Origin of the sequence: Nesterenkonia sp. CL21 (assembly GCF_031705515.1) — a bacterium.
In the GTDB taxonomy this organism is placed as follows: Bacteria; Actinomycetota; Actinomycetes; order Actinomycetales; family Micrococcaceae; genus Nesterenkonia; species Nesterenkonia aethiopica.
Genome location: NZ_JAUTWR010000006.1, coordinates 37,870 through 59,834, shown reverse-complemented (window position 1 = coordinate 59,834; position 21,965 = coordinate 37,870). Strand labels below are relative to the sequence as shown.

Annotated in this window: 17 protein-coding genes; 11 read left to right on the top strand and 6 right to left on the bottom strand. The window is 70.7% G+C overall.

Annotated elements, in window-relative coordinates:
* Positions 1-107: 107 nt before the first annotated feature.
* Positions 108-893, bottom strand: coding sequence for an SDR family NAD(P)-dependent oxidoreductase (locus tag Q7C18_RS10400; protein WP_311025341.1), 786 nt, complete (start codon positions 891-893; stop codon positions 108-110).
* 339 nt (positions 894-1,232) lie between these two features.
* Here Q7C18_RS10400 and aceA point away from each other — a divergent pair, with 339 nt between their 5' ends.
* Both aceA and Q7C18_RS10390 read left to right on the top strand, forming a co-directional pair.
* On the top strand, positions 1,233-2,528 hold the full coding sequence (gene aceA, locus Q7C18_RS10395; RefSeq protein WP_311025437.1) for an isocitrate lyase: 1,296 nt from the start codon (positions 1,233-1,235) through the stop codon (positions 2,526-2,528).
* 78 nt (positions 2,529-2,606) lie between these two features.
* A complete protein-coding gene (locus tag Q7C18_RS10390; RefSeq protein ID WP_311025340.1) occupies positions 2,607-3,188 on the top strand; it encodes a hypothetical protein in 582 nt (193 codons plus the stop codon).
* Between the two features lie 221 nt (positions 3,189-3,409).
* Here Q7C18_RS10390 and Q7C18_RS10385 read toward each other — a convergent pair whose 3' ends face one another.
* On the bottom strand, positions 3,410-4,783 hold the full coding sequence (locus tag Q7C18_RS10385; protein ID WP_311025339.1) for a citrate:proton symporter: 1,374 nt from the start codon (positions 4,781-4,783) through the stop codon (positions 3,410-3,412).
* Between the two features lie 135 nt (positions 4,784-4,918).
* On the opposite strand from Q7C18_RS10385, the gene Q7C18_RS10380 reads away from it, so the two are divergent.
* Positions 4,919-6,487, top strand: a complete 1,569-nt coding sequence (locus tag Q7C18_RS10380; RefSeq protein ID WP_311025338.1) for a helix-turn-helix domain-containing protein — start codon at positions 4,919-4,921, stop codon at positions 6,485-6,487.
* A 60-nt stretch (positions 6,488-6,547) separates the two neighbouring features.
* On the opposite strand, the gene Q7C18_RS10375 is transcribed toward Q7C18_RS10380, so the two are convergent.
* The gene (locus tag Q7C18_RS10375; protein ID WP_311025337.1) at positions 6,548-8,023 is read right to left on the bottom strand and encodes an MFS transporter; all 1,476 of its coding nucleotides are present in this window, start codon (positions 8,021-8,023) and stop codon (positions 6,548-6,550) included.
* A gap of 253 nt (positions 8,024-8,276) precedes the next feature.
* Between Q7C18_RS10375 and Q7C18_RS10370 the strand changes: the two genes are divergently transcribed.
* The 5 genes from Q7C18_RS10370 to Q7C18_RS10350 all read left to right on the top strand — a co-directional run bounded on the left by Q7C18_RS10370 (position 8,277) and on the right by Q7C18_RS10350 (position 14,341).
* Positions 8,277-9,056 carry a 5-oxoprolinase subunit PxpA gene (locus Q7C18_RS10370; protein ID WP_311025336.1) on the top strand — a complete coding sequence of 260 codons (780 nt, stop codon included), beginning with the start codon at positions 8,277-8,279 and terminating at the stop codon, positions 9,054-9,056.
* Positions 9,028-10,812 carry a carboxyltransferase domain-containing protein gene (locus Q7C18_RS10365; RefSeq protein ID WP_311025335.1) on the top strand — a complete coding sequence of 595 codons (1,785 nt, stop codon included), beginning with the start codon at positions 9,028-9,030 and terminating at the stop codon, positions 10,810-10,812. The genes Q7C18_RS10370 and Q7C18_RS10365 overlap by 29 nt, the downstream gene beginning before the upstream one ends.
* Positions 10,809-12,599 carry a biotin carboxylase N-terminal domain-containing protein gene (locus Q7C18_RS10360; protein ID WP_311025334.1) on the top strand — a complete coding sequence of 597 codons (1,791 nt, stop codon included), beginning with the start codon at positions 10,809-10,811 and terminating at the stop codon, positions 12,597-12,599. The genes Q7C18_RS10365 and Q7C18_RS10360 overlap by 4 nt, the downstream gene beginning before the upstream one ends.
* Before the next feature lie 137 nt (positions 12,600-12,736).
* Positions 12,737-13,426 (top strand): GntR family transcriptional regulator, encoded by a 690-nt coding sequence (locus Q7C18_RS10355; protein WP_311025333.1) that lies wholly within the window; start codon positions 12,737-12,739, stop codon positions 13,424-13,426.
* A 48-nt stretch (positions 13,427-13,474) separates the two neighbouring features.
* Positions 13,475-14,341, top strand: a complete 867-nt coding sequence (locus Q7C18_RS10350) for an urea carboxylase-associated family protein (RefSeq protein ID WP_311025332.1) — start codon at positions 13,475-13,477, stop codon at positions 14,339-14,341.
* A gap of 92 nt (positions 14,342-14,433) precedes the next feature.
* Here Q7C18_RS10350 and Q7C18_RS10345 read toward each other — a convergent pair whose 3' ends face one another.
* Positions 14,434-15,222 carry a putative hydro-lyase gene (locus Q7C18_RS10345; RefSeq protein WP_311025331.1) on the bottom strand — a complete coding sequence of 263 codons (789 nt, stop codon included), beginning with the start codon at positions 15,220-15,222 and terminating at the stop codon, positions 14,434-14,436.
* A 55-nt stretch (positions 15,223-15,277) separates the two neighbouring features.
* Positions 15,278-16,513, bottom strand: coding sequence for a divalent metal cation transporter (locus Q7C18_RS10340; RefSeq protein WP_311025436.1), 1,236 nt, complete (start codon positions 16,511-16,513; stop codon positions 15,278-15,280).
* Between the two features lie 244 nt (positions 16,514-16,757).
* Here Q7C18_RS10340 and Q7C18_RS10335 point away from each other — a divergent pair, with 244 nt between their 5' ends.
* A complete protein-coding gene (locus Q7C18_RS10335) occupies positions 16,758-18,029 on the top strand; it encodes an FAD-dependent oxidoreductase (protein WP_311025330.1) in 1,272 nt (423 codons plus the stop codon).
* Positions 18,030-18,063: 34 nt separating this feature from the next.
* Here Q7C18_RS10335 and Q7C18_RS10330 read toward each other — a convergent pair whose 3' ends face one another.
* A complete protein-coding gene (locus Q7C18_RS10330) occupies positions 18,064-18,960 on the bottom strand; it encodes a LysR family transcriptional regulator (protein WP_311025329.1) in 897 nt (298 codons plus the stop codon).
* A 132-nt stretch (positions 18,961-19,092) separates the two neighbouring features.
* Here Q7C18_RS10330 and gabT point away from each other — a divergent pair, with 132 nt between their 5' ends.
* Entirely contained in the window at positions 19,093-20,412 is a 1,320-nt protein-coding gene (gabT, locus tag Q7C18_RS10325; protein WP_311025328.1) for a 4-aminobutyrate--2-oxoglutarate transaminase, read from the top strand.
* A 46-nt stretch (positions 20,413-20,458) separates the two neighbouring features.
* A complete protein-coding gene (locus Q7C18_RS10320) occupies positions 20,459-21,856 on the top strand; it encodes an NAD-dependent succinate-semialdehyde dehydrogenase (RefSeq protein ID WP_311025327.1) in 1,398 nt (465 codons plus the stop codon).
* Positions 21,857-21,965 lie beyond the last annotated feature (109 nt).

Genomic DNA, 21,965 nt, shown 5'->3' with positions numbered 1-21,965 from the left:
CTGGGATGCGTGGTGTCGCGGACCCCATTCAACACCAGAGACGTGGCCCTCGCAGTCCGCCACGCACGCGCGTCAGCAGGTGAGACGGACCGCGGCGCTGACCTGTGTCATCGAGGCTCCAGGCGGACCGCGCCGTCGAGCCGGATGACCTCGCCGTTGAGCATGGGGTTCTCGATGATCTGCCGCACCAGCAGGGCATAGTCGGCCGGCCGGCCCAGTCGCGCCGGATGCGGCGTCTTCGAGGCCAGAGACTCGCGGGCGGCCTCGGGGAGCCCGGCCATCATCGGCGTCTCGAACAGGCCCGGGGCGATGGTCACGCTGCGGATCTGTGAGGAGGCGAGCTCGCGGGCGACCGGCAGCGTCATCGAGGCCACGGCGCCCTTCGATGCCGCGTAGGCGACCTGTCCGATCTGTCCCTCGAAGGCGGCCACGGAGGCGGTGCTGATGAGGACGCCCCGGTCCTCGCCGTCGAGCTCGTTCTCGCGCATCGCCGCCGCGGCCTGGGCCATCATGTTCACCGTCCCGCCCACATTGATGGACAGCACCTTCATGAATCCCTCCAGGGGAAGCGGTCCTCCGCGGCCCACCAGTCTGCCCGGGGTGGCGACGCCGGCGCAGTTGACCACCACGCGCAGCGGCCCGAGCTCCTGCGCCTCGGCCACGGCACGCAGGGCCGTCTCGGGGTCGGTGACGTCCCCGGGGCAGAAACGGGCGCGATGCCCGAGGCGTGCCACCGCCTCGGTGCGTGTGACGCCGTCGGGGCCGGTCTCGCCGTCGTCGGGAAGGTCCACCACGACGACACCGGCTCCGGCGTCGTGCAGCATCTGGGCCGTCTCGCGTCCGAGCCCGGAGGCCCCGCCCGTGACGATCGCGCTGGCCTGGGTCAGATCCATGGAAGAGTCCTCTCGCCGTCAGGTGTGGTCTGTGCCACCAGACTACGGCGGAGCGGGGGCAGGGCCCAGAGGGGCGCCGTACGGTCGATCTTCGCGTCGCTGAAGCGCGTTTGCTTCGGCTTCCGCCACCATCCCCGGTGATCCGGCGTGAGTTCCCGCACTTCTTGCAGGAATGCGAAGAACTGCAGATCTTTTCTCAGATTCCTGTGGTCAGGGGGTTCAAGAGGGCCGAAAACTGGAGATGTACCAACCACTCGGTACCAACCACTGGTCGACGATCCATTGGTCACCGATTCGAAGGAGAACACTGTGACTGCCACCGTCAACGCAAGCACTGACATCCGCGGAGACTTCGAGGAGCGCGTCGAGCGCATCCAGCAGGACTGGGACACCAACCCGCGGTGGAAGAACGTGCGGCGCGACTACGGCGCCGACGAGGTGGCCAAGCTGCAGGGGTCGGTGCAGGAGGAGCACACGCTGGCCAAGCGAGGCTCGCAGAAGCTCTGGGAGCAGCTCACCGCCGAGCACGCCGAGGGCACCTACACCAACTCCCTGGGTGCGCTCACCGGCAACATGGCCGTCCAGCAGGTCAAGGCCGGACTGCGCGCCATCTATCTCTCCGGCTGGCAGGTCGCCGGTGACGCCAACCTCTCCGGCAACACCTACCCCGACCAGTCGCTCTACCCGGCCAACTCGGTGCCCAACGTGGTGCGCCGCATCAACAGCGCCCTGCAGCGGGCCGACCAGATCGAGTACCTCGAGGGCATCCGCACCGTGGAGGACTGGATGGTGCCGATCATCGCGGACGCCGAGGCCGGCTTCGGCGGCCCGCTCAACGCCTACGAGCTGATGCGGTCGATGATCGCCTCCGGCGCCTCGGGCGTCCACTGGGAGGACCAGCTGGCCTCCGAGAAGAAGTGCGGCCACCTGGGCGGCAAGGTGCTGGTCCCCACCGGGCAGCACATCCGCACCCTGCAGGCCGCGCGCCTGGCCGCCGACGTCGCGAACACCCCCTCGGTGGTCATCGCCCGCACCGATGCGGAGGCGGCCACCCTGATCACCTCCGACGTGGACGAGCGTGACGCCGAGTTTCTCACGGGGGAGCGCACCGCAGAGGGCTTCTACAAGGTCCGCAACGGCATCGAGCCCTGCATCGCCCGGGCCAAGGCCTATGCGCCCTACTCCGACCTGATCTGGATGGAGACCGGCACCCCGGACCTGGAGTACGCCAAGCAGTTCGCCGAGGCCGTGAAGTCTGAGTTCCCGGACCAGATGCTGGCCTACAACTGCTCGCCGTCCTTCAACTGGAAGAAGCACCTCGACGACGACACCATCGCCAAGTTCCAGCGCGAGCTGGGCGCGATGGGCTTCACCTTCCAGTTCATCACGCTGGCCGGGTTCCACGCCCTGAACTACTCGATGTTCGAACTGGCCAAGGGCTACAAGTCGGTGCAGATGAAGGCCTACGTGGAGCTCCAGGAGAAGGAGTTCGCCGCCGAGGACGAGGGCTACACCGCCACCCGCCACCAGCGGGAGGTCGGCACCGGCTACTTCGACGCCATCTCCACCACGCTCAACCCCGAGTCCTCCACGGTCGCCCTGAAGGGCTCCACCGAAGAAGGACAGTTCCACTGAACCGAGCCGGAGCCCGGCGACGGCCTCGATGGAGAGGCCGTCGCCGCTCCCGCCGCTGAGACTCCCGAGGAGAAAGCCATGAACACCCCCGAACTCTCGATCACGATCAACGGCATCGCCCTGTCGGCACCGCGGGTGCCGCGACAGAAGGAGGTCCTCACCGCCGAGGCCCTCAGCTTCCTGGCCGCGCTCCACGAGGAGTTCGGTGCACGGGCCGCAGCCCTGGGCGTGCGGGAGGACGGCTCAGGCGCCGACCCGGTCATCGAAGCCTCCTGGCGCGCGCTGATCACCAAGCAGCTCGCCGAGCCGGCCAGCTCCATCGTCCGGCCCCGCTGCCTGGGTCGTCGTGAGGGGCGCATGTTCCACCGGGGTGAGGCACTCTCCGCCGGGCTCGTGGACTTCGGCATCCACGTCCACCACAACGCCCGGCGCCTGCTGGCCGAGGGGCGTGCTCCCTACGTGGAGCTGCCGCCCTTCGACCGGGAGGAGGAGGTCACGCTGTGGCAGGAGATCTTCAGCCGCACCGAGCAGCTGCTGGAGCTCCCGGAGGGCACGATCCGTGCCATCCACCTGAACAAGCGGGCCGCCGCCGAGACGCGGTCCGCCCGAACGGCCGGCTCCACTGGTGGGCGCCGGCGGCTCGCCGAGGCGGCAGCGTAGGGACCTGCCCCACGCCTCGGCGAGTCGGAAGACCGGGGTCCGCGCCTCTCGAGGTCGGGCGCGGACGGCCCGGTCGGCACGACGGACCGCCTCCTGTCGCACTGAGGTCGAGGCAGGAGGCGGTCAGCCGTGCCGGAAGTGAAGAAGGCGCCGTCGGGGCCGAGGACGCGTGGTCTGCATCCTCGGCCCCGACGGCGCCGACGTCTGGGCCTGCTCAGCGCTCAGTGGAAGCTGAACAGCCCGAGGGTCAGCGCAGCGAGCATCACCAGGAGGGAGAAGCCCCAGATGATGAAGAAGGAGTACCGCAGATGCTGACCCAGGTTCGCCCCGGACAGGCCCAGGGCCAGCCACAGGGCGGGCGAGAACGGGCTGACGAACGTGCCGATCACATTGCCGGCCATCATCGCGTGGGCGACCTCCATGGAGCCGATCCCGAACTGCGCGGAGGTGGCGTCCACCAGCGGCAGCACCGAGAAGTAGTAGGCGTCGGTGGAGGTCAGCAGGTCCATGGGCACGCCCAGCACACCCATGATGATGTGCAGGTTCGCGCCGGCGGCCTCCGGGATCACCGCCAGGGTGGACAGCGCCACGGACTCCAGCATCTCGGACTCGTTGAGCACGCCGAGGAACACCGAGGCGCCCAGGATCACCGCGCCCATCATCAGCGCGTTCGGCGCATGCGCACGGATGCGCTCCATCTGCAGGTTCGAGCCCTTGAAGTTCAGCGGCAGCGCGATGGCCACACCCAGCATGAAGGCCAGCGGCGGGGGCAGGATGTCGGCGAGCATCAGGCCGATGACACCCAGGGCCAGCACCGCGTTGGCCCAGAAGATCACCGGGTGGGAGTTCATCCGCTCCACGATTTCGGCACGCGCATAGTGCTGGCGTTCGGTGAACTCGTCGGCGATCTGCCGCACGTCCACGGTGTCGGGGGCGTCGGCGTCGCCGGCCACCACGCGACGGCGGATGCGCCGGACCTCGCGCATCCCCAGCAGCCAGGCGATCCCGAGCACCAGGACGACGGCGACCACCTGCACCGGGATGAGGGGCCGGTAGAGCTCCACCGGGTCGATGCCCGTCACCGAGGCCGCGCGGCCCAGCGGCCCGCCCCAGGGGATCATGTTGATGATGCCGGCCGAGAGCGCGAGCAGCAGCAGCAGAAGGTACCGGCTCATGTGCAGCGCCTGGTAGAGCGGCAGCAGGGCCGGGACGGTGAGGAGGAAGGTGGTCGCTCCGGCGCCGTCGATATGGGCCACGATGCCGATCAGCGCGGTGCCGACCGCCACCAGGACGACCTTCCCGCGGGTGAGCAGGATCAGCGACCGCACGATCGGATCGAAGAGCCCGGCGTCGGAGAGGATGCCGAAGAACAGGATCGCGAAGATGAACATCACCACGACGCTCATCACCTGGTCGACACCGGAGTCGAAGAACTCCACGATGTCGCCCACCCCGAAGCCGACCAGGAGCGCCCCGACGATGGGGGTCACCACCATGGCCACGACAGGGGAGACCTTGTTCCACATCAGCAGGCCGACGGTCACGGCGATGATGCCGAGCCCGCCGACGGTCAGAAGAGTTGAAGGCTCGTCCATGAGCTGCTCCAGTCTGTGGGAGGTTCCGTCAGGATCAGTGGTCGGGCTCGGACCAGGGCCGCAGGGCCTGGGAGCCGCATCACACCCTAACCCGGCCGTCACAGATGTGCACGCCGGAGCTGTAGAATGAGCGGCATGCGGCCCGTGCCAGAGCAGGCGCGCACAGCGCGGACGACCACGTCGCCGGCCGGCGCCGGGGCGGCCCGCCCCACCGGCCGGGCGTACCTGCGCGCCGTCGACGCCGAGGGCTCCGCACAGGACGGCGATTCGGACCTGGACCTCATCGCCCTGGGGCGCCGCGTGCGGCACCTGCGCAAACAGGCCGGCATGACCCTGGACGACCTCGCCGCTGAGCTGGGCACCGCGCCGAGCCAGCTCTCTCTGCTGGAGAACGGCAAACGGGAGCCGAAGATCTCCCAGCTCAACCAGCTGGCGCGCGTGTTCGGCGTCGGGTTGGACGACCTCTTCGGCGCCGAGCCCCCTTCCCGCCGAGCGGCGCTGGAGATCGAACTGGAGAAGGCTCAGCGCGGACCTCTCTACGCGTCCCTGAACCTGCCCACGGTGCGCATCAGCAGCCGCCTGCCGATGGACGTGCTCGAATCTCTGGTGGGGCTGCAGCGGGAGCTGCGCCGCCGGCTGGAGGAGCAGGCCGCCACTCCGGAGGAGGCCCGGCGGGCCAACACTGAGCTGCGCGAGGAGATGCGCGCGAAGAACAACTATTACTCGGAGATCGAGTCCGCCGCGCAGGAGCTGCTCGACGCCGTCGGGCACGGTTCCGGTCCGCTGTCCCATCATGTGGCCGCCGACATCGCCGAGCATCTCGGGTTCTCCCTGCGGTTCGTGCCCAACCTGCCCAATTCCACCCGGTCCGTCACGGATCAGCGCAACCGGATCATCTACATGACCCAGGGGCGCTCCCGGGACTGGGATGCCCGCTCGGTGCTGCTGCAGGCCCTAGGGCACCACGTGCTGGGTCACACCGAGCCGGAGGACTACTCCGACTTTCTGCGCCAGCGGGTCTACACCAACTACTTCGCCGCCTCCCTGCTGATGCCGGAGCGGACCACCGTGGCGTTCCTGCAGGAGGCCAAGGCCCGCAAGGAGCTGGCCATCGAGGACCTCCGGGACGCCTTCGCGGTCTCCTATGAGTCCGCCGCCCACCGGTTCACCAACCTGGCCACCGAGCACCTGGGCATCACGTGCCACTTCCAGAAGGTCCACGAGTCCGGGATCATCCACAAGGCCTATGAGAACGACGGCGTGAACTTCCCGGCGGACCATTCCGGGGCCATCGAGGGGCAGACGGTCTGCCGGTACTGGACCTCCCGGGTGGTCTTCGACGTCGAGGACAAGTTCCGGTCCTTCAACCAGTACACCGACACCTCGGTGGGCACCTTCTGGTGCACCGCCCGGACCGAGGGGCATTCCTCCGGCATGTACTCATTGAGCATCGGTGTGCCGTTCGAACACGTGAAGTGGTTCCGCGGCCGGGACACCACGGAACGGTGCACCTCCCGGTGTCCGGAGGACCCCACGTGCTGCCGGCGGCCCCCGCAGGAGCTCGCCGACGTGTGGGAGGGGAAGGCCTGGCCGGCCGCCCGTGCCAACACGCATCTGCTGGCCGCCATGCCGCAGGGGGCGTTCCCCGGCGTGGACACCACGGAGGTCTACGAGTTCCTGGCCCGACATCAGGACCGCGGCTGAGGCTTCTGCGGACCAGCTCGCTGCGGTGGGGCGGAGGGCGGCCGGCTCCACCCAGCCGGCTCAGGGCCGCCGAGGCCTGCGACTCACGCCCTGCTTGACGCTGAATCGTCCGTGCAGCAGCCAGTAGAGGACCAGCGTGGAGGTCACCAGGACGGCGCAGGCGGCGAACATGATCCGGTAGCTGCCGAACTCCACCAGCGGCCCCAGCACGAGCGGGGAGAGCCCGAAGCCGGTGTCGAGCAGGATGAAGAACGTGGAGATGCCGATGCTGGTGCGGGTGGTGGGCAGCATGGAGGCGATCGTGGCCTGGAAGGCCGGCAGCAGGGCGCCGAAGCCGAGGCCGGCGAGCACTCCGGCGACCATGATCACCGCCTGGTTCGGCGACCAGGCCAGCAGTCCCAGGGAGACCGCGTAGAGCACGATGGTCGGGTAGACCACCACGTTGTCCCCGTACCGGTCCTGGATCCTTCCGGCGAAGAGTCGGGTGACCAGGACGGCGGCCGCGTAGATGACGAAGAACAGGGACGCGGCGGTGACCATGCCCTCGCTGCGGGCGAAGCCGTTGAGGAAGGTCATGATGGAGGCGAAGCCGAAGCCCAGCAGCATGGCGATCGCCGCCAGGGCGAAGGCGCGGGGCTCGATGATGTCCGCCGGGCGCAGCCGCAGCCGATCCCGCCAGCGGTCGGGCACATGCGCGGCCTCCGGCATGCGGATCAGCAGCGCGGCGACCAGACCGATCACCGAGACCACGGAGGTGCTGACGAACATGGCCCAGAACCCCAGGTGCTGGGTCAGCTGCAGGGTCAGCATGGGGCCGATCGCCGGCGGGAGGGCAACCGCCAGCATGTAGTAGCCGGCGCCCTCGCCGCGGCGTGAGGCGGGGATCAGGGAGAACACCGCGGCATTGAGGGCCGTCTGCCCGAAGCCGAAGGCGACGCCGTGGACCACGCGCAGGGCGATGAGCACCTCATAGCTGTCCACCCACAGATAGGCCAGCCCGGCGAGCACATAGATGGCCAGGCAGGCGATCATGGTGCGCCGGCGGCCCAGGAACTCCACATACTTGCCGGCCGCGAACCGGGAGACCAGCGCGCCGATGACGAACGCGGAGGCGGCGAACCCGGCCGCGGTCTGTCCGCTGCGGAACTCCTCCACCGCGAAGACGGCCATGCCGGTGACCAGCATGTAGAACACCAGGGCGAAGACGACGTTGATCACGATCGCCAGCAGGAAGTCCTTGGTGAACAGGCGCGGCCGTTCCATGTTCGGCGGGGGTGGCGGCGCGTCGTCGGTCTGGTCGCCGGAGACGGCGGCGTCGTCGCCCTCGGCGCTCGCATCCGGCCGGCTCGCATCCGGCCGGGTCTCGTCGAACTGGTGGTCGTCGATCTGGTGGTCGTCGGCCTGGGGCTCCTCGGCGGGATCAGGCTGCTGGGGTGTCCTGCGCTCCGTGGTGTCTCCTCGTGATCGTCTCGGGACGTCGTGTGGGGCCGCTGTGTGGGCCCGTGGCGTCCGGCGGTCATGCGGTACGGAATGCATTATTCCATGACGCAACAAAGTGATCCTCGCCGTCGGCACTGTCCGGGGCGCTCGGAAGGGGAGCGCGCCTCCGGGTGACGCCCAGCTTCCTGTCAGTGTCACAGGATTGTTGAACAATCCTCAGTTCTGCGGCATGCTGGAGATCACGCACGTGATCTCGGCGACATTCCCGACGGATCGGCCCGAGTGCTCACCAGCGGCACACCAGCAGGAGACCAGCAGCCCGCAGCAGACGGGCAGGGGAGGAGCACCCATGGCAGTGACCACCGGCGCACCGCGCATCGACCTCAACTCCGATGTCGGAGAGTCCTTCGGCAACTGGCGCATCGGCGACGACGGCGCCATCCTGCAGACCGTCTCCAGCGCCAACATCGCCTGCGGCTTCCACGCCGGGGACCCGCTGACCATCCAGGCCACTGCGCGCATCGCCGCCGAGCACGACGTCGCCATCGGCGCTCACATCGGCTACCGCGACCTCGCCGGCTTCGGCCGTCGACACCTGGAATGCTCCTACGACGAGCTCGCCGCCGACGTGCGGTACCAGCTCGGGGCCCTGCAGGCCATGGCCGGCGCCGCGGGAGCCCGCATCCGCTACGTGAAGCCCCACGGCGCCCTCTACCACTCGATGATCGCCCACGAGACCCACTCCCGGGCCGTCATCGACACCATCGCCGACTATGATCCGGAGCTCCCCGTCCTGCTGCTGCCGGGCTCGGTGGCCCTGCAGCACGCCGCCGAGGCGGGGCTGCGCGGCGTCGCCGAGGCCTTCGCGGACCGGAACTACAACCCCGACGGCACCTTGGTCTCCCGCCGCGAGCCCGATGCCGTCCTGCACGAGACCGCCCAGGTGGTGGAGAACATGCTGCGGCTGGCCCAGGATCGCGAGATCATCGCCCGCGACGGCACCCGCATCCCCGCCGACGCCGAGTCGATCTGCGTCCACGGCGACACCACCGGCGCCGTGGAGATGGCCCAAGCCGTCCGCGCCGCGCTGGAGGACGCCGGTGTCGAGATCCGCAGCTTCGTGGCATGACGGCGGCACCATGAACGCGATCCTCGACATCCGCGACGCCGGGCCGCGCGCCCTGCTGCTGGAGTTCGCCGGACTCGACGACGTGCTGGCCCACCACCAGCATCTGAGCCGCCTCCCCCTGGCCGGCCAGCGGGAGGCCGTGGCCGCAGCCCGCACTGTGCTGCTGCGCTTCGACGCGCCCGAGGCGGCACGCCGGGCCCGGCACGCGCTGGACACGCTCACCGTCGGGGCCTTCTCCGCCCAGGACTCCCAGGTGGTGGAGCTCGAAGTCGTCTACGACGGCGAGGACCTCGCCGATGTGGCCGGCCGGGTGGGCATGAGCGTGGACGCGCTCATCGCCTGGCACACCGGCACCGAGTTCACCGGCGCCTTCGGCGGATTCGCCCCCGGCTTCACCTACTGCGTGCCGGTGGATCCCACCAGTGCCCTGGAGGTGCCGCGCCGGGACACGCCCCGCACGGCCGTGCCCGCCGGATCGGTGGCGCTCGCGGGAGAGTTCTCCGCGGTCTACCCGCGGGTCTCGCCCGGCGGATGGCAGCTGATCGGCCGCACCCCGGCCCGCATGTGGGACCTGGACCGGGAGGAGCAGGGCGAATCCCCGGCGCTGGTGCGCCCCGGCGACGTCGTGCGGCACCGAGCCGTTCGGGACGCCGCCCGGGTGAGGACCCCCGCCCCGGCGGCTGGACCAGCCCCCGCCGAGGCTCCGGAGGTCGCCCTCGAGGTCCTCGACCCGGGCCTGCAGACATTGATCCAGGACCTGGGTCGTGACGGGCTGAGCGACCTCGGGGTCTCCCGTGCCGGAGCGGCCGACGAGTCCGCCATGCGACAGGCGAACCGGCTGGTCGGCACCGCCGCTGAGGCACCGGTGCTGGAGGTGCTGCACGGCGGGCTGCGGCTGCGCGCCGCACAGAGCCTGGTGCTCGCCGTGGCCGGGGCTGAGGTGCCGGTGAGCGTCACCGATGCCGACGGCGGCACCCGCACCCCCGGGATGCGGGAGCCCTTTCTGCTCACCACCGGTGACACCGTCCACCTGGGCACCCCGCGCCGGGGGCTGCGCGCCGTGGTCGCCGTCCGCGGCGGGTTCGCCGCCGAACCCGTGCTGGGCAGCGCCTCGGCGGACACGATGTCCGGCTTGGGCCCCGCGCCCCTGCAGGCCGGGGATCGGTTGGGGGTCGCCGACGCCGTCGTCGCCCCGGTGGGAGAGCCCGAGCCCACCACGCTGCCGGAGGCTGAGCCTGACGGCGCGATCCCCCTGCGCTTCACCCGCGGGCCTCGGGATGACTGGTTCGCCGAGGAGGAGATCCATCGGCTGCAGTCCCAACGCTGGAGGGTCACTCCGGAGTCCAACCGCATCGGCATCCGGCTCGGCCTGCCCGCCGCCACGGAGGGCGGCGGGGAGGACAGCGGAGAGGAGGGCGTGAAGCCCCGACCGCTGGAGCGAGCGCGCGACGGCGAGCTGCCCAGCGAAGGCGTGCCGCGCGGCTCTCTGCAGATGCCTCCGGCCGGGCTGCCCGTGCTCTTCCTCAACGACCACCCGGTGACCGGCGGCTACCCGGTGATCGGCGTCGTCATCGACGAGGACCTGCCGGCTGCCGCCCAGCTGGCCCCGGGCGACGTCGTCGCCCTGCGCGCCGTCGACCCCCTGAGCCTCGAACCTGCTGATGCCGCACTCACCGCCACCGCACTCACCGTCACCGTGCCCGCTGACACCAGACCTGCCCACCGGACACCCTTCACCTGCGAGGATCCCGCATGACCACCCTGCTCATCGCCAACCGCGGAGAGATCGCCGTCCGCATCATCCGCGCCGCCGCCGAGCTCGGCCACCGCACCGTGGCCGTCTATGCCGACCAGGACGCCGCAGCTCTGCACGTGGAGCTGGCTGACGTCGCCGTCGCCCTCCAGGGCACCACCGCCGCCGAGACCTATCTGGATCAGGACAAGATCCTCGCCGCCGCGGCCGAGACCGGAGCTCAGGCGGTGCACCCCGGGTACGGGTTCCTCTCCGAGAACGCCGACTTCGCCCGCGCCGTGGAGCAGGCCGGCATGATCTGGGTCGGGCCTGCTCCGGAGACCATCGAGCAGCTCGGTGACAAAGTCGCGGCCCGGGAGCTCGCGGTGTCCGTGGGGGCGCCGCTGGCCCCCGGCACGGACGGCCCCGTCGGGGGTGCTGCCGAGGTGCGCGCCTTCGCCGCCGAGCACGGCCTGCCCGTGGTCATCAAGGCCGCCCACGGCGGCGGCGGGCGCGGCATGCGCGTGGTGCGGGAGACCGGGGAGATCGACGACGCCTACGCCTCCGCGGTCCGCGAGGCTGAAGGGGCCTTCGGCCGCGGGGAGTGCTTCGTGGAGCGGTTCCTGGACCGCCCCCGCCATGTGGAGGCCCAAGTGGTGGCCGATGCGCAGGGTGAGGTCGCCGTCGTCGGGATCCGCGACTGCTCCCTGCAGCGCCGGAACCAGAAGCTGGTGGAGGAGGCCCCCGCCCCGTTCCTGTCCGCCGAGCATCGACTCGCGGTGATCGACTCCGCCGGAGCGATCTGCGCGGCCGCCGGCTATATGGGCGCCGGCACCGTGGAGTACCTGCTCAGTCCGGACGGGGTGCTCAGCTTCCTGGAGGTCAACACCCGCCTGCAGGTGGAGCACCCGGTCACCGAGGAGACCTCCGGAGTGGACCTGGTGGCCGAGCAGCTCCGCATCGCCGCCGGGGAGCCGCTGAGCGCCGCGGCCCGCGACGCCGCCACGGCGCTGCACGAGACCGGGGTGCCCTCCGGGGGCCACGCGATCGAGTTCCGCCTCAACGCCGAAGAGCCTGCCCACGGCTTCCTGCCCACCCCCGGGCCCGTGGATCTGCTGCAGCCGCCCACCGGGCCGGGCATCCGCCTGGACACCGGGGTCCGCAGCGGTGACGAGGTCTCCGGGGCCTTCGACTCCCTGATCGCCAAGCTCATCGTGACTGGGCCGGACCGTGCGACCACGCTGCGTCGGGCCCGCACCGCGCTGGCCGAGATGCGGATCGAAGGCCTGCCCACCGTGCTGCCGTTCCACCGGGCAGTGCTGGAGGCGGATGACTTCCTCGCCGCCGACGGTGCCGAGAGCTTCCGGGTGCACACCCGGTGGATCGAGACCGAGTTCGAGGCCGAGCTGGCCGAATCCGAGCACCTGGCAGCCGCCGTGCGGCACCGGGAGCAGGGCATGCGCCGGGCCACCGTGGAGATCGACGGCCGTGCGGTCAGCCTGGGGCTTCCCGCCGCCCTGCTGGGCCTGTTCGGCTCCGCCGGCGGCACCGCGTCGGGATCCGCGGATTCGGACAGCTCCTCGGGTGGGAATGCCGACGACGGCGTGATCACCTCCCCGGTGGCCGGCACCCTGGTCAGCTGGGCGGCCGAGGACGGGGCGGACGTGGAGGAGGGTGCCGCCGTCGCCGTCGTGGAGGCCATGAAGATGGAGTCCACGGTGCGCGCCCCGCGGGCCGGCACGCTGCGCCGTGAGGAGCTGGACGCCGGCGCCTCCCTGACGGCGGGGCAGGTGCTGGCGCGGCTGGGCTGACGGCCATTCCCGGAGGACGGCCTGCCTCGTGCCCAACATGATCCTGAGGGCCCTCAGCGTGCACAGACCGATAGGTTGGTGTCATGCACGGCGCACAGCAGGACGTCCGGGATGTCAGCACAGTCAGGAGGCGGCCCATGAGTGACGCGGCCTTGGAGGAGCTGCTCGCCGACGAGGCGGTGCGCCGGGGCTTGGGCGATCACGCCCATGTGCCGGACCGGGTGGCGGACATCCTGCGTCGGCTGATCGCCTCCGGCGGGATTCTTCCCGGCACGAAGGTGCCTGAGGTCCGCACCACCGAGCTGCTCGGCGTCTCCCGGCACACCCTGCGCACCGCCTTCCAGACGCTTGCCGCCGAAGGGTTGGTGGAGCGGCGGCCCAATCGCGGAGTCTTCGTCCACTCGCCCACGGTGGAGGACATCCGGGAGACCTATCGAGTCCGACGCGTGGTCGAGATCGGCGCGGTGCGGCAGGGGGTCTTCGATCCGCACGCGGTGGAAGCGCTGGAGTCGATCATCGCCGCGGCCCGGACCGCCGTCGCCGCCGACGACCTGCCCGCCGTCGCGCAGGCCAACCAGCAGTTCCACCGGCTGATTATCGCGCAAGTGGGCAGCGACCAGCTGAGCACCTTCATGGAGCAGATCCTGGCCCGCATGCGCCTGGTCTTCCACACGATGCGCGACGAGCCGACCTTCCACACGTTCTACGTGGAGCGCAACGCCCGGCTCACGGAGCTGCTGCGCCACGGAGACCGGCCTGCCGCCGAAACCTACCTGGCCGACTACTTCGACGCCGCCGAGCAGCAGCTGCTGGAGACCATGGGCTGACTCCGGAGTGGAGCAGCACAAGAGCATACGATCGCCACAGGAGGCCTCATGTCCGCCCCAGAGGAGCCGTCACCACGCGTCTACACCCGTGACGCCGCCTACAGGTCGCCGCCCGGAGGGGCGCTCGACGTCGACCGGGCTCTCTACGACCGGATCGCCGTGGCCGAGCGGCGCCTGGTCCAGGAGTTCGAGATCCCCGTGCGCTCCGGAGTCGCCTGGGAGGTCCCGGCGGGGCATGTGGTGCGGCTCCATCAGGTGGACGGGCCGCAGGTGGGGGACCTGAACCTATGGAACCGGCATGACCCGAGGGAACGGTTCTGGGCCGCTCGCACGCGGCAGCTGCAACGATCCTCGATGACCACCTATGACCGGTTCTGGTCGACGCTGCCGCATCTTCGGCCGTTGGCGACCGTCGTCACCGACACTCTGGCCGACCACCCGGATGCCGCGGTGATCCATGACCTGCTGGGCACCCGCTGCGACCCGTATGTGAACCGGATGCTCACCGGGGAGGACTTCGACCGCCACTGCCACTCCAACCTCACCCGGGCAGTGCTGCCCTACGGGCTCACGGAGTACGACGTCCACGATGTGCTCAACGTCTTCCAGCTGGCCGGGCTGAATCACGAGCACCGCTACTTCATGGACGCCTGCCCGGCCCGGCCCGGGGACGTCTTCGAGTTCTTCGCCGAGGTGGATCTGCTCTGCGCGCTGTCCACCTGCCCGGGTGGAGACCTCTCCGTGCACATGTGGGGCCCGGAGGCGGCGTCCACGCAGGAGCAGCTGGAGCACTGCCATCCGCTGGGTGTGCAGGTCTTCGCCGTCGACGACGACGCGCTCGCCGGTTGGGAGCCCCCGGCCCGTGCCTCCTACCGCGGTGCGGACGGGCTCCACGGGCTCCACGGGCTGCGCTGACGTCACGGTTGACTCCGGAGCGGTGGTCGCTGAACCTCGCTTCAGTGCGTGCTTTCCGACCACAGCCCCGGGGCCAACGCAGGGGTGTCCGCTCAGGGCACCTGGAGTTCGGCGTCGGGCAGGTCGGTGATGAGCATGTATCCCGGAACGTGGCTGATGGCCAGCTCGGGCTTCGACTCCATGACGGCGGCCTGCGGGGTCACTCCGCAGGCCCAGAACACCGGGATCCACCCGTCCGGGACGTCGACGGCGTCGCCGAAGTCCGGCTCCGCCAGGTTCGCGATCCCCAGGGCGGAGGGATCACCCACGTGCACCGGGGCGCCGTGGACTCCCGGATAGCGGGAGGTGATGCGCACCGCGTCGGCCACCCGCTCGGCCGGCACGGGGCGCATGGAGACCACCAGTGGCCCGGACAGCGCCCCGGCGGGCTCGCAGCGCCGAGAGGTGCGGAACATGGGCACGTTCACCCCGAGGTCCATGTGGCGGACCGGGATCCCCGCGGCGCGCAGCGGGGCCTCGAAGGTGAAGCTGCAGCCCAGCAGGAAGGTCACCAGGTCCTCGCGCCAGTGCTCGACGGCGTCGTCAGGATCCGCCACCAGCTCGCCCTCGCGGTAGACCCGGTAGGCCGGCACATCGGTGCGGATGTCCCCTCCTGCCAGCAGGGCAGAGGACACCTGCCCGGGCTCCAGCACGCCCAGCACGGGGCAGGACTTCGGGTTCCGCTGGGCGAAGAGCAGCATGTCGAAGGCCAGCTCACGTGGCAGCGCGAGCACATTGGCCTGTGCGAAGCCGGGCGAGAATCCGCTGGTGGGCACGCGCAGCCCGCCGCGGAAGGCCTGACGGGCCTGGGCGGGGGTCAGGGTCTCGGGTGCGGCGGTCATGGGGATCCTTCGTTCAGGGCAGAGGTCGTGCAGGGGCGTTCGGTCACCGTCAGGCTCAGCCGGTCATCCACAGCTCTGCCAGGCCGGTCAGGGAGTTCGCCCCCATGTAGAGGGTCAGCAGCCAGGCCAGCACGCCGATGATCAGCAGCCACCGGGGGTAGCGGTAGCCCTGCAGCAGGTCCCGACGGCGCCACGCCGCGTAGAGCACCACGGTGAAGCCCAGCGGGAGCACGACGCCGTTGAACGCGCCGGCCATGATCAGCAGGGTCTGCGGGGCCTGGCCGAGGGTGAGGAACACCGAGCAGGTCAGCACCAGGAAGCCGGAGAAGTACAGGTTCTTGGTCCGCTCCGAAGTCTTCGGCGTCGTCAGGAAGGAGACCGTGGTGAAGGTGGCGCCGAGGATCGAGGTGATCGCGGCGACCCAGAACACCAGGCCGAAGACCCTCAGTCCGATCTCTCCCAGCGCGGCGCCGAAGGCCTCGGCGGCCACATTGTCCTCGGCCAGGCTCACTCCGGTGGTGACGACGCCGAGGATGGCCAGGAACAGCAGGAAGCGGATGATGCTGGCCACCACGATGCCCGTCACGGAGGTGCGGGTGATCGCGCGGACGTTCTCCGGGCCGGTGTTTCCCGAGGCGATGAGCCGATGGGCCCCCGCATAGGTGATGTACCCGCCGACGGTCCCGCCCACCAGGGTGGTGATGACGAAGAAGTCCACCTGTTCAGGCAGGACGGTCTGCTTCAGCGCCTCGCCCACCGGGGGAGCGGTGGTGATGGACATGTAGATCATCAGCAGGATCAGCAGCGCCCCGCAGGCGACGACGACGCGGTCCAGGGCGATGCCGGCGCGCTTGGAGAGGAAGATCAGCAGGGCTATGGCCACCGAGAGGGCGCCGCCGATGCGGGCGTCCAGCCCGGCCAGCGCGTTGAGCCCCATGCCGGCCCCGGCGATGTTGCCGATGTTGAACACCACGCCGCCGAAGAAGATCAGCACGGCAAGCGCCCAACCCACTCCGGGGAGGATCCTGTTGCCCAGGTGCTGGGCGTAGAGCCCGGAGACGCCGATGACGCGCCACACGTTGAGCTGCACGGCGATGTCGATCAGCACCGAGACCAGGATGGCGAAGGCGAAGGCGGCGCCCAGCTGGTGGGTGAAGGTCGCCGTCTGGGTAATGAATCCGGGGCCGACGGCACTGGTGGCCATGAGGAACATGGCGCCCAGCAGGGCTGTGCGTCGGGTGCGCCGACGCTTGGCGGCGGCTGCCGAGGTCTCGGCGGTGGTCTCAGCCATGGGCTCGCTCTCCGGGTGGTGGCAGGGGGTGGTCGGCACGGCCCGAGCGTGGGCTGCTGCGGGATCGGGCTCCGATGTGACGTGGGTCTGTGACGCGCGTCTCCCAGAGTAGTGGTTGTTCAACAATCCGGCAAGAGATTGTCCAACAATATTGACCGGACCGGATTGCTCCTCCTACTGTCGGCAGTCCCTTCCCGGCCCGGCAACCCTTGCCGTCGCATACGGTTCCGTTGAGGATGGCCGCATGTCAGAGCCGCGCAGCTGTGTCATCGCCGGAGGCGGACCGGCCGGAATGATCGCCGGACTGCTGCTCGCCCGCGCCGGAGTCGACGTCGTCGTGCTGGAGAAGCACGAGGACTTCCTGCGCGACTTCCGGGGGGACACCATCCACCCCAGCACTCTGCTGCTCCTGGACGAGCTGGGGCTCATGCCCCGCTTCCAGGCGAGCGTGCCGCACCAGCGCGTCCAGGCGGCCCGCCTCCCTGTCGCCGACGGCGGCCGCGTCACCATGGTGGACTTCTCCCGCCTGCGCCATCCCTATCCCTATATCGCCATGGCCCCGCAGTGGGACTTCCTGGACCTGCTGGCCGAGGCCGCCGCCGAGGAGTCGAGCTTCGAGCTGCGCCTGGGCGCCGAGGTCACGGGGCTGCTCTGGGACGGCGCGGCGGCTGAGGGATCACAGCACGACGACGACGGCGCCTCCAGCGCCGCCCAGGTCACCGGCGTGACGGTGCGCGGCCCGGACGGCGAGGAGCAGATTCCGGCCCTGCTGACGCTGGCCGCAGACGGCAGGACCTCGCGGGTGCGTGAACAGGCCGGACTCCCGGCGGTCACCTTCCCGGTGCCCCTGGACGTCTGGTGGTTCCGGCTGGAGTCGAGCAGCCGTCTCGGCATGGCCGAGACCGTCCTGCCCAGATTCACCGGCGCGTATCCCATCCTGCCCATCCCGCGCGGGGACTATGTCCAGGCCGCCATGCTCATCCCGAAGGGCGCAGACGCCCGGCTGCGCGCCCGCGGCATCGAGGTGCTGCGCGAGGAGGTCTGCGCCGCCGTGTCCGAATGTGAGGAGGCTGCAGCGCGGCTCGAGCTGGAGGACGTGAAGCTTCTCGACGTGCGCATGGACCGGCTCACCCGGTGGTGGCGGCGCGGCATGCTGTGCCTCGGAGACGCCGCCCATGCGATGTCCCCGGCCGGGGGAGTGGGGGTCAACCTCGCCGTGCAGGACGGGGTGGCGGCCGCGACACTGCTGGCCGCGCCGCTGCGCCGCGGGGTCATCACCGATGCGGACGTCGCAGCCGTACAGCGCCGCCGCATGCCGCCGACGCGTCTCACCCAGGCGCTGCAGTCCCAGATCCACCGGCAGCTGGAGGCGATGTTCAGCGCCGGAGCCCCGCCGGAGGTGCCCGCCTCCGTGGAACGACTCATGCGCCGGGTTCCCCAGCTCAGCGGGCTGATGCCCTGGGTGATCGGCGTCGGTGTGCGCCCCGAGCACGCACCGGCGTGGGCGCGGCGCTGAGGCTGTCCGTCGTGTGAGCTCGGTGGCCGGGGTATCAGTCCACCGTCGGCCCGTAGCGCCGGGCGCTGAAGTCCCGGAGCCGGGCAACCAGCCCTTCCAGCGCCTCGGCCGCATGATGGCCCCGCCGCCACGAGGCGTGCAGCCGGATGTGCAACGGGCGGCGGCCCTCTCCGCCGTCGGTGAGTATGCGCAGCGGTACCAGGGAGAAATGGGGGTCGTCGGTGACGACGGCGGCGCCGCGTCCGGCCGCGGCCAGCGCCTGGGCGACGCGGCCGTGACGGACCTCCAGCAGGCTGCGTGGGGTGAGGTCGGCCAGGTCCAGGGCGGCGTCGAGCAGGCGGCGGGCCTTGAAGTCGGCGGCGGTGACCACCAGCTGCTCCTCCACCAGCTCCTCCAGCGGGATCTCCTCGCGGTCCGCCCAGGGGTGGTCGGTCGGCACGTAGGCCCACACCGGCAGCTGGGCGATGAGCCGGGAGGCGACGTCGTCGCCGGGGGACTGGGGGGCGATGACCAGATCATGGTCGGCCACCAGGCGGTGGGGGCGCTCGTCGCCGCCGATCTCCACCACTGAGGGCACAGGGTCCTGGTGGGTGAAGGTCGCCACGAAGGGCGCGACGACGTCGATGAGCGTGGTCCGCGGAGAGGCCAGAGAGACCTTGCGCAGCTCCCCGGAGGCCAGCCGGTCCGCGAAGTCCCGGGCATGGGCGTGGGCCTGCAGCACCGTGCGGGCAGTCTCGAGGAACTCACGGCCTTCGGGGGTCAGCCGCAGGCGTCCTTCGCCGCGGTCGAAGAGGGTGAGTCCCAGGTCAGCCTCCAGACCGCGGATCTGCCGGGAAAGGGCGGGCTGGGTGATGTGCAGGGCGTCGGCGGCCGCGGAGACGCCACCCTCTTCGGCGACGGCCACGAAATAGCGGAGCAGACGGGAGTCCATGCCTGAAAAGCATACCCTGCATCAATGGCAGGCATTAGACGGCATGAGCTGGATGGGGGACGATCACTTCAGGAGAACCATCGCCCCCGGCCGCGCCGACATCGGAGCCGGCCCGTCCCTCAAGGAGGACCCATGACCGCACTGCCCCAGTCCCGCCACCTGGCCACAGAGATCCCCGGCCCCCGGGCCAGCGAGCTGCTGGAGCGTCAGCGCGCCGCCGTGCCGGCGGGCGTGGCCTCCGTGATGCCCACCTTCGCCGTGCGCGCCGACGGCGGCATCATCGAGGATGTGGACGGCAACCGGCTGATCGACCTCGGCTCCGGCATCGCGGTGACCAACGTCGGCGCCTCCGCCGAGCGCGTGGTCGCCGGCGTCCAGGAGCAGGTCGCCCAGTTCACCCACACCTGCTTCATGGTCACCCCCTACGAAGGGTACGTGCGCGTGGCCGAGAAGCTCGCCGAGCTGACCCCCGTCGACGGCGAGGTCCGCACGGCCCTCTTCAACTCAGGTGCCGAGGCCGTGGAGAACGCGGTCAAGGTCGCCCGCGCCTACACCGGCCGCCAGGCTGTGGCCGCCTTCGACCACGCCTACCACGGCCGCACCACCCTGACCATGGCCCTCACGGCCAAGAACATGCCCTATAAGCACAGCTTCGGGCCCTTCGCCCCGGAGGTCTACCGGGCGGCCGGCTCCTACCCGCTGCGCGACGGGCTCGACGGCGCGGCCGCCGCCGAGCGGGCCATCGACCAGCTGGAGAAGCAGGTGGGCGCGGAGAACCTCGCCGCTGTCATCATCGAGCCCATCCAGGGCGAAGGCGGTTTCATCGCTCCGGCCCCGGGCTTCCTGCCGGCGATCGTGGACTGGTGCCGCGCGAACGGCATCGTGTTCATCGCTGATGAGATCCAGACCGGCTTCGCCCGCACCGGCCAGTGGTTCGCCTGTGAGGACGAGGGCATCTCCCCGGACATCATCACCACCGCCAAGGGCATCGCCGGCGGCCTGCCGTTGTCCGCGGTCACCGGCCGCGCCGAGATCATGGACGCCGCACACCCCGGCGGGCTGGGCGGCACCTACGGCGGCAACCCGGTGGCCTGCGCGGCCGCCCTGGGCGCCATCGAGACCATCGAGGCCGAAGACCTGACGGCTAAGGCCCGGCGCATCGAGGAGATCGCCGCAGGCCGACTGCGTGAGGCCCAGCAGCAGGACCCGCGCATCGGCGAGGTCCGCGGCCGCGGGGCGATGCTCGCCGTCGAGCTGGTGGACCCGGAGACCGGAGCCCCCGACGCCGCCCTGACCGGCGCCGTGGCGGCCGCCGCCCGCGCGGCCGGCGTCATCACCCTGACCTGCGGCACCTACGGCAACGTCATCCGCCTGCTGCCCCCGCTGACCATCGGCGAGGACCTGCTCACCGAGGGCCTGGACATCATCCTCGACGCGCTGGCCGCCGCCTGAGCTGACCGTCGGCCCGACCCGCTTCACACCACCCCTGGAGGACACCATGACCGAGTTCGAGGTCCGCAATCCCGCCACCGCCGCGGTGATCGACACCGTCCATGACCACACCGCCGAGGAGGCCGCCGCCCAGGTCGACGCCGCTCAGGCCGCCTTCGAGCAGTGGCGCACCGTCGCCCCGCGCAAGCGTGCGGAGATCCTGATGGCCGCCCATCGCGGCATGCTCGACGACGCCGAGCGGCTGCGCGACATCATCGTGGCCGAGAACGGCAAGTCTCAGGCCGACGCCGCCGCGGAGGTGGCCTACGCCGCCGAGTTCTTCCGCTGGTACGCCGAAGAGGCCGTCCGGGCCCCCGGCGAGTACGGCGTCGCCCCCGCCGGCGGCGTGCGCAACGTGGTGACCCGCCACCCGGTGGGCGTGGCGGTGCTCATCACCCCGTGGAACTTCCCGGCCGCCATGGCCACCCGGAAGATCGCCCCGGCGCTGGCCGCCGGCTGCACCGTGCTGCTCAAGCCCGCCAGCGAGACCCCGCTGACCGCCCTGGCCATCGCCGAGATCCTGCAGCAGGCCGGTGTTCCCGAGGGCGCAGTCCAGGTGGCTGCCTCCTCCAGCGCCTCGAAGGTGGTCTCCGCCTGGCTGGCGGACGACCGGGTCCGCAAGCTGTCCTTCACCGGCTCCACCGGTGTGGGACGCCGGCTGCTGGCCCAGTGCGCCGAGCGGGTGGTCAACACCTCCATGGAGCTGGGCGGCAACGCGCCGTTCATCGTGACCGCCGACGCCGACGTCGAGGCCGCCGTCGAGGGCGCGATGGTGGCGAAGTTCCGCAACTCCGGCCAGGCCTGCACTGCGGCCAACCGGTTCTACGTGCACGCTGACGTCGCCGAGGAGTTCGTAGCGGCCTTCGGTCGGCGCATCGAGCAGCTCAAGCTGGGCGACCCCGCCGCCGGGGCGGCCATCGGCCCGGTCATCCACGCCCGGGCGGCCGCGGAGATCCGCGAGCTGATCGACGGTGCGGTGACGCAGGGTGCGCGGATCGCGCACCAGGCCGCGCTGCCCGAGGGCGAGGGCCTGGACCACGAGGCGTTCGTGGCTCCGACCCTGCTGGCCGACGTGCCGGCCGACGCCGACATCCTGGGCCAGGAGATCTTCGGTCCGGTGGCGCCCGTGGTGGTCTACACCGATGAGGAGGACATGCTCCGCCGCGCCAACGACGCCGAGGTGGGCCTGTCCTCCTACGTCTACGCCGGGAACCTTCAGCACGCGATGCAGATCGGTGAGAAGCTGGAGGCCGGGATGGTCGGCGTCAACCGCGGCATCGTCTCCGACCCGAGCGCACCCTTCGGCGGAGTCAAGCAGGCCGGCATCGGCCGTGAGGGCGGCAGCTTCGGGATCGAGGAGTTCACCGAGGTGCAGTACCTCAGCGTCGACTGGTCCGCCGTCTGATCCACGGCCCGACCCGCGGTCCGGTCATGGGTCTGGCCGCCGCCGTCCGTCCCGCCGTCTGTTCTGCCGTCGACCACGGCGGCACGGACGGCGGGACGATCACTGTCCA

What these genes read in the sequence shown, in the direction of transcription:
- Q7C18_RS10350 (WP_311025332.1), top strand. Translation starts at nt 13,475, where the DNA reads ATGTCCGCCCCAGAGGAGCCGTCACCACGCGTCTACACCCGTGACGCC.
- Q7C18_RS10370 (WP_311025336.1), top strand. Translation starts at nt 8,277, where the DNA reads ATGGCAGTGACCACCGGCGCACCGCGCATCGACCTCAACTCCGATGTC.
- Q7C18_RS10340 (WP_311025436.1), bottom strand. Translation starts at nt 16,513, where the DNA reads ATGGCTGAGACCACCGCCGAGACCTCGGCAGCCGCCGCCAAGCGTCGG.
- Q7C18_RS10380 (WP_311025338.1), top strand. Translation starts at nt 4,919, where the DNA reads ATGCGGCCCGTGCCAGAGCAGGCGCGCACAGCGCGGACGACCACGTCG.
- Q7C18_RS10390 (WP_311025340.1), top strand. Translation starts at nt 2,607, where the DNA reads ATGAACACCCCCGAACTCTCGATCACGATCAACGGCATCGCCCTGTCG.
- Q7C18_RS10360 (WP_311025334.1), top strand. Translation starts at nt 10,809, where the DNA reads ATGACCACCCTGCTCATCGCCAACCGCGGAGAGATCGCCGTCCGCATC.
- Q7C18_RS10345 (WP_311025331.1), bottom strand. Translation starts at nt 15,222, where the DNA reads ATGACCGCCGCACCCGAGACCCTGACCCCCGCCCAGGCCCGTCAGGCC.
- Q7C18_RS10400 (WP_311025341.1), bottom strand. Translation starts at nt 893, where the DNA reads ATGGATCTGACCCAGGCCAGCGCGATCGTCACGGGCGGGGCCTCCGGG.
- gabT (WP_311025328.1), top strand. Translation starts at nt 19,093, where the DNA reads ATGACCGCACTGCCCCAGTCCCGCCACCTGGCCACAGAGATCCCCGGC.
- Q7C18_RS10355 (WP_311025333.1), top strand. Translation starts at nt 12,737, where the DNA reads ATGAGTGACGCGGCCTTGGAGGAGCTGCTCGCCGACGAGGCGGTGCGC.
- Q7C18_RS10330 (WP_311025329.1), bottom strand. Translation starts at nt 18,960, where the DNA reads ATGGACTCCCGTCTGCTCCGCTATTTCGTGGCCGTCGCCGAAGAGGGT.
- Q7C18_RS10335 (WP_311025330.1), top strand. Translation starts at nt 16,758, where the DNA reads ATGTCAGAGCCGCGCAGCTGTGTCATCGCCGGAGGCGGACCGGCCGGA.
- Q7C18_RS10385 (WP_311025339.1), bottom strand. Translation starts at nt 4,783, where the DNA reads ATGGACGAGCCTTCAACTCTTCTGACCGTCGGCGGGCTCGGCATCATC.
- Q7C18_RS10375 (WP_311025337.1), bottom strand. Translation starts at nt 8,023, where the DNA reads ATGCATTCCGTACCGCATGACCGCCGGACGCCACGGGCCCACACAGCG.
- Q7C18_RS10320 (WP_311025327.1), top strand. Translation starts at nt 20,459, where the DNA reads ATGACCGAGTTCGAGGTCCGCAATCCCGCCACCGCCGCGGTGATCGAC.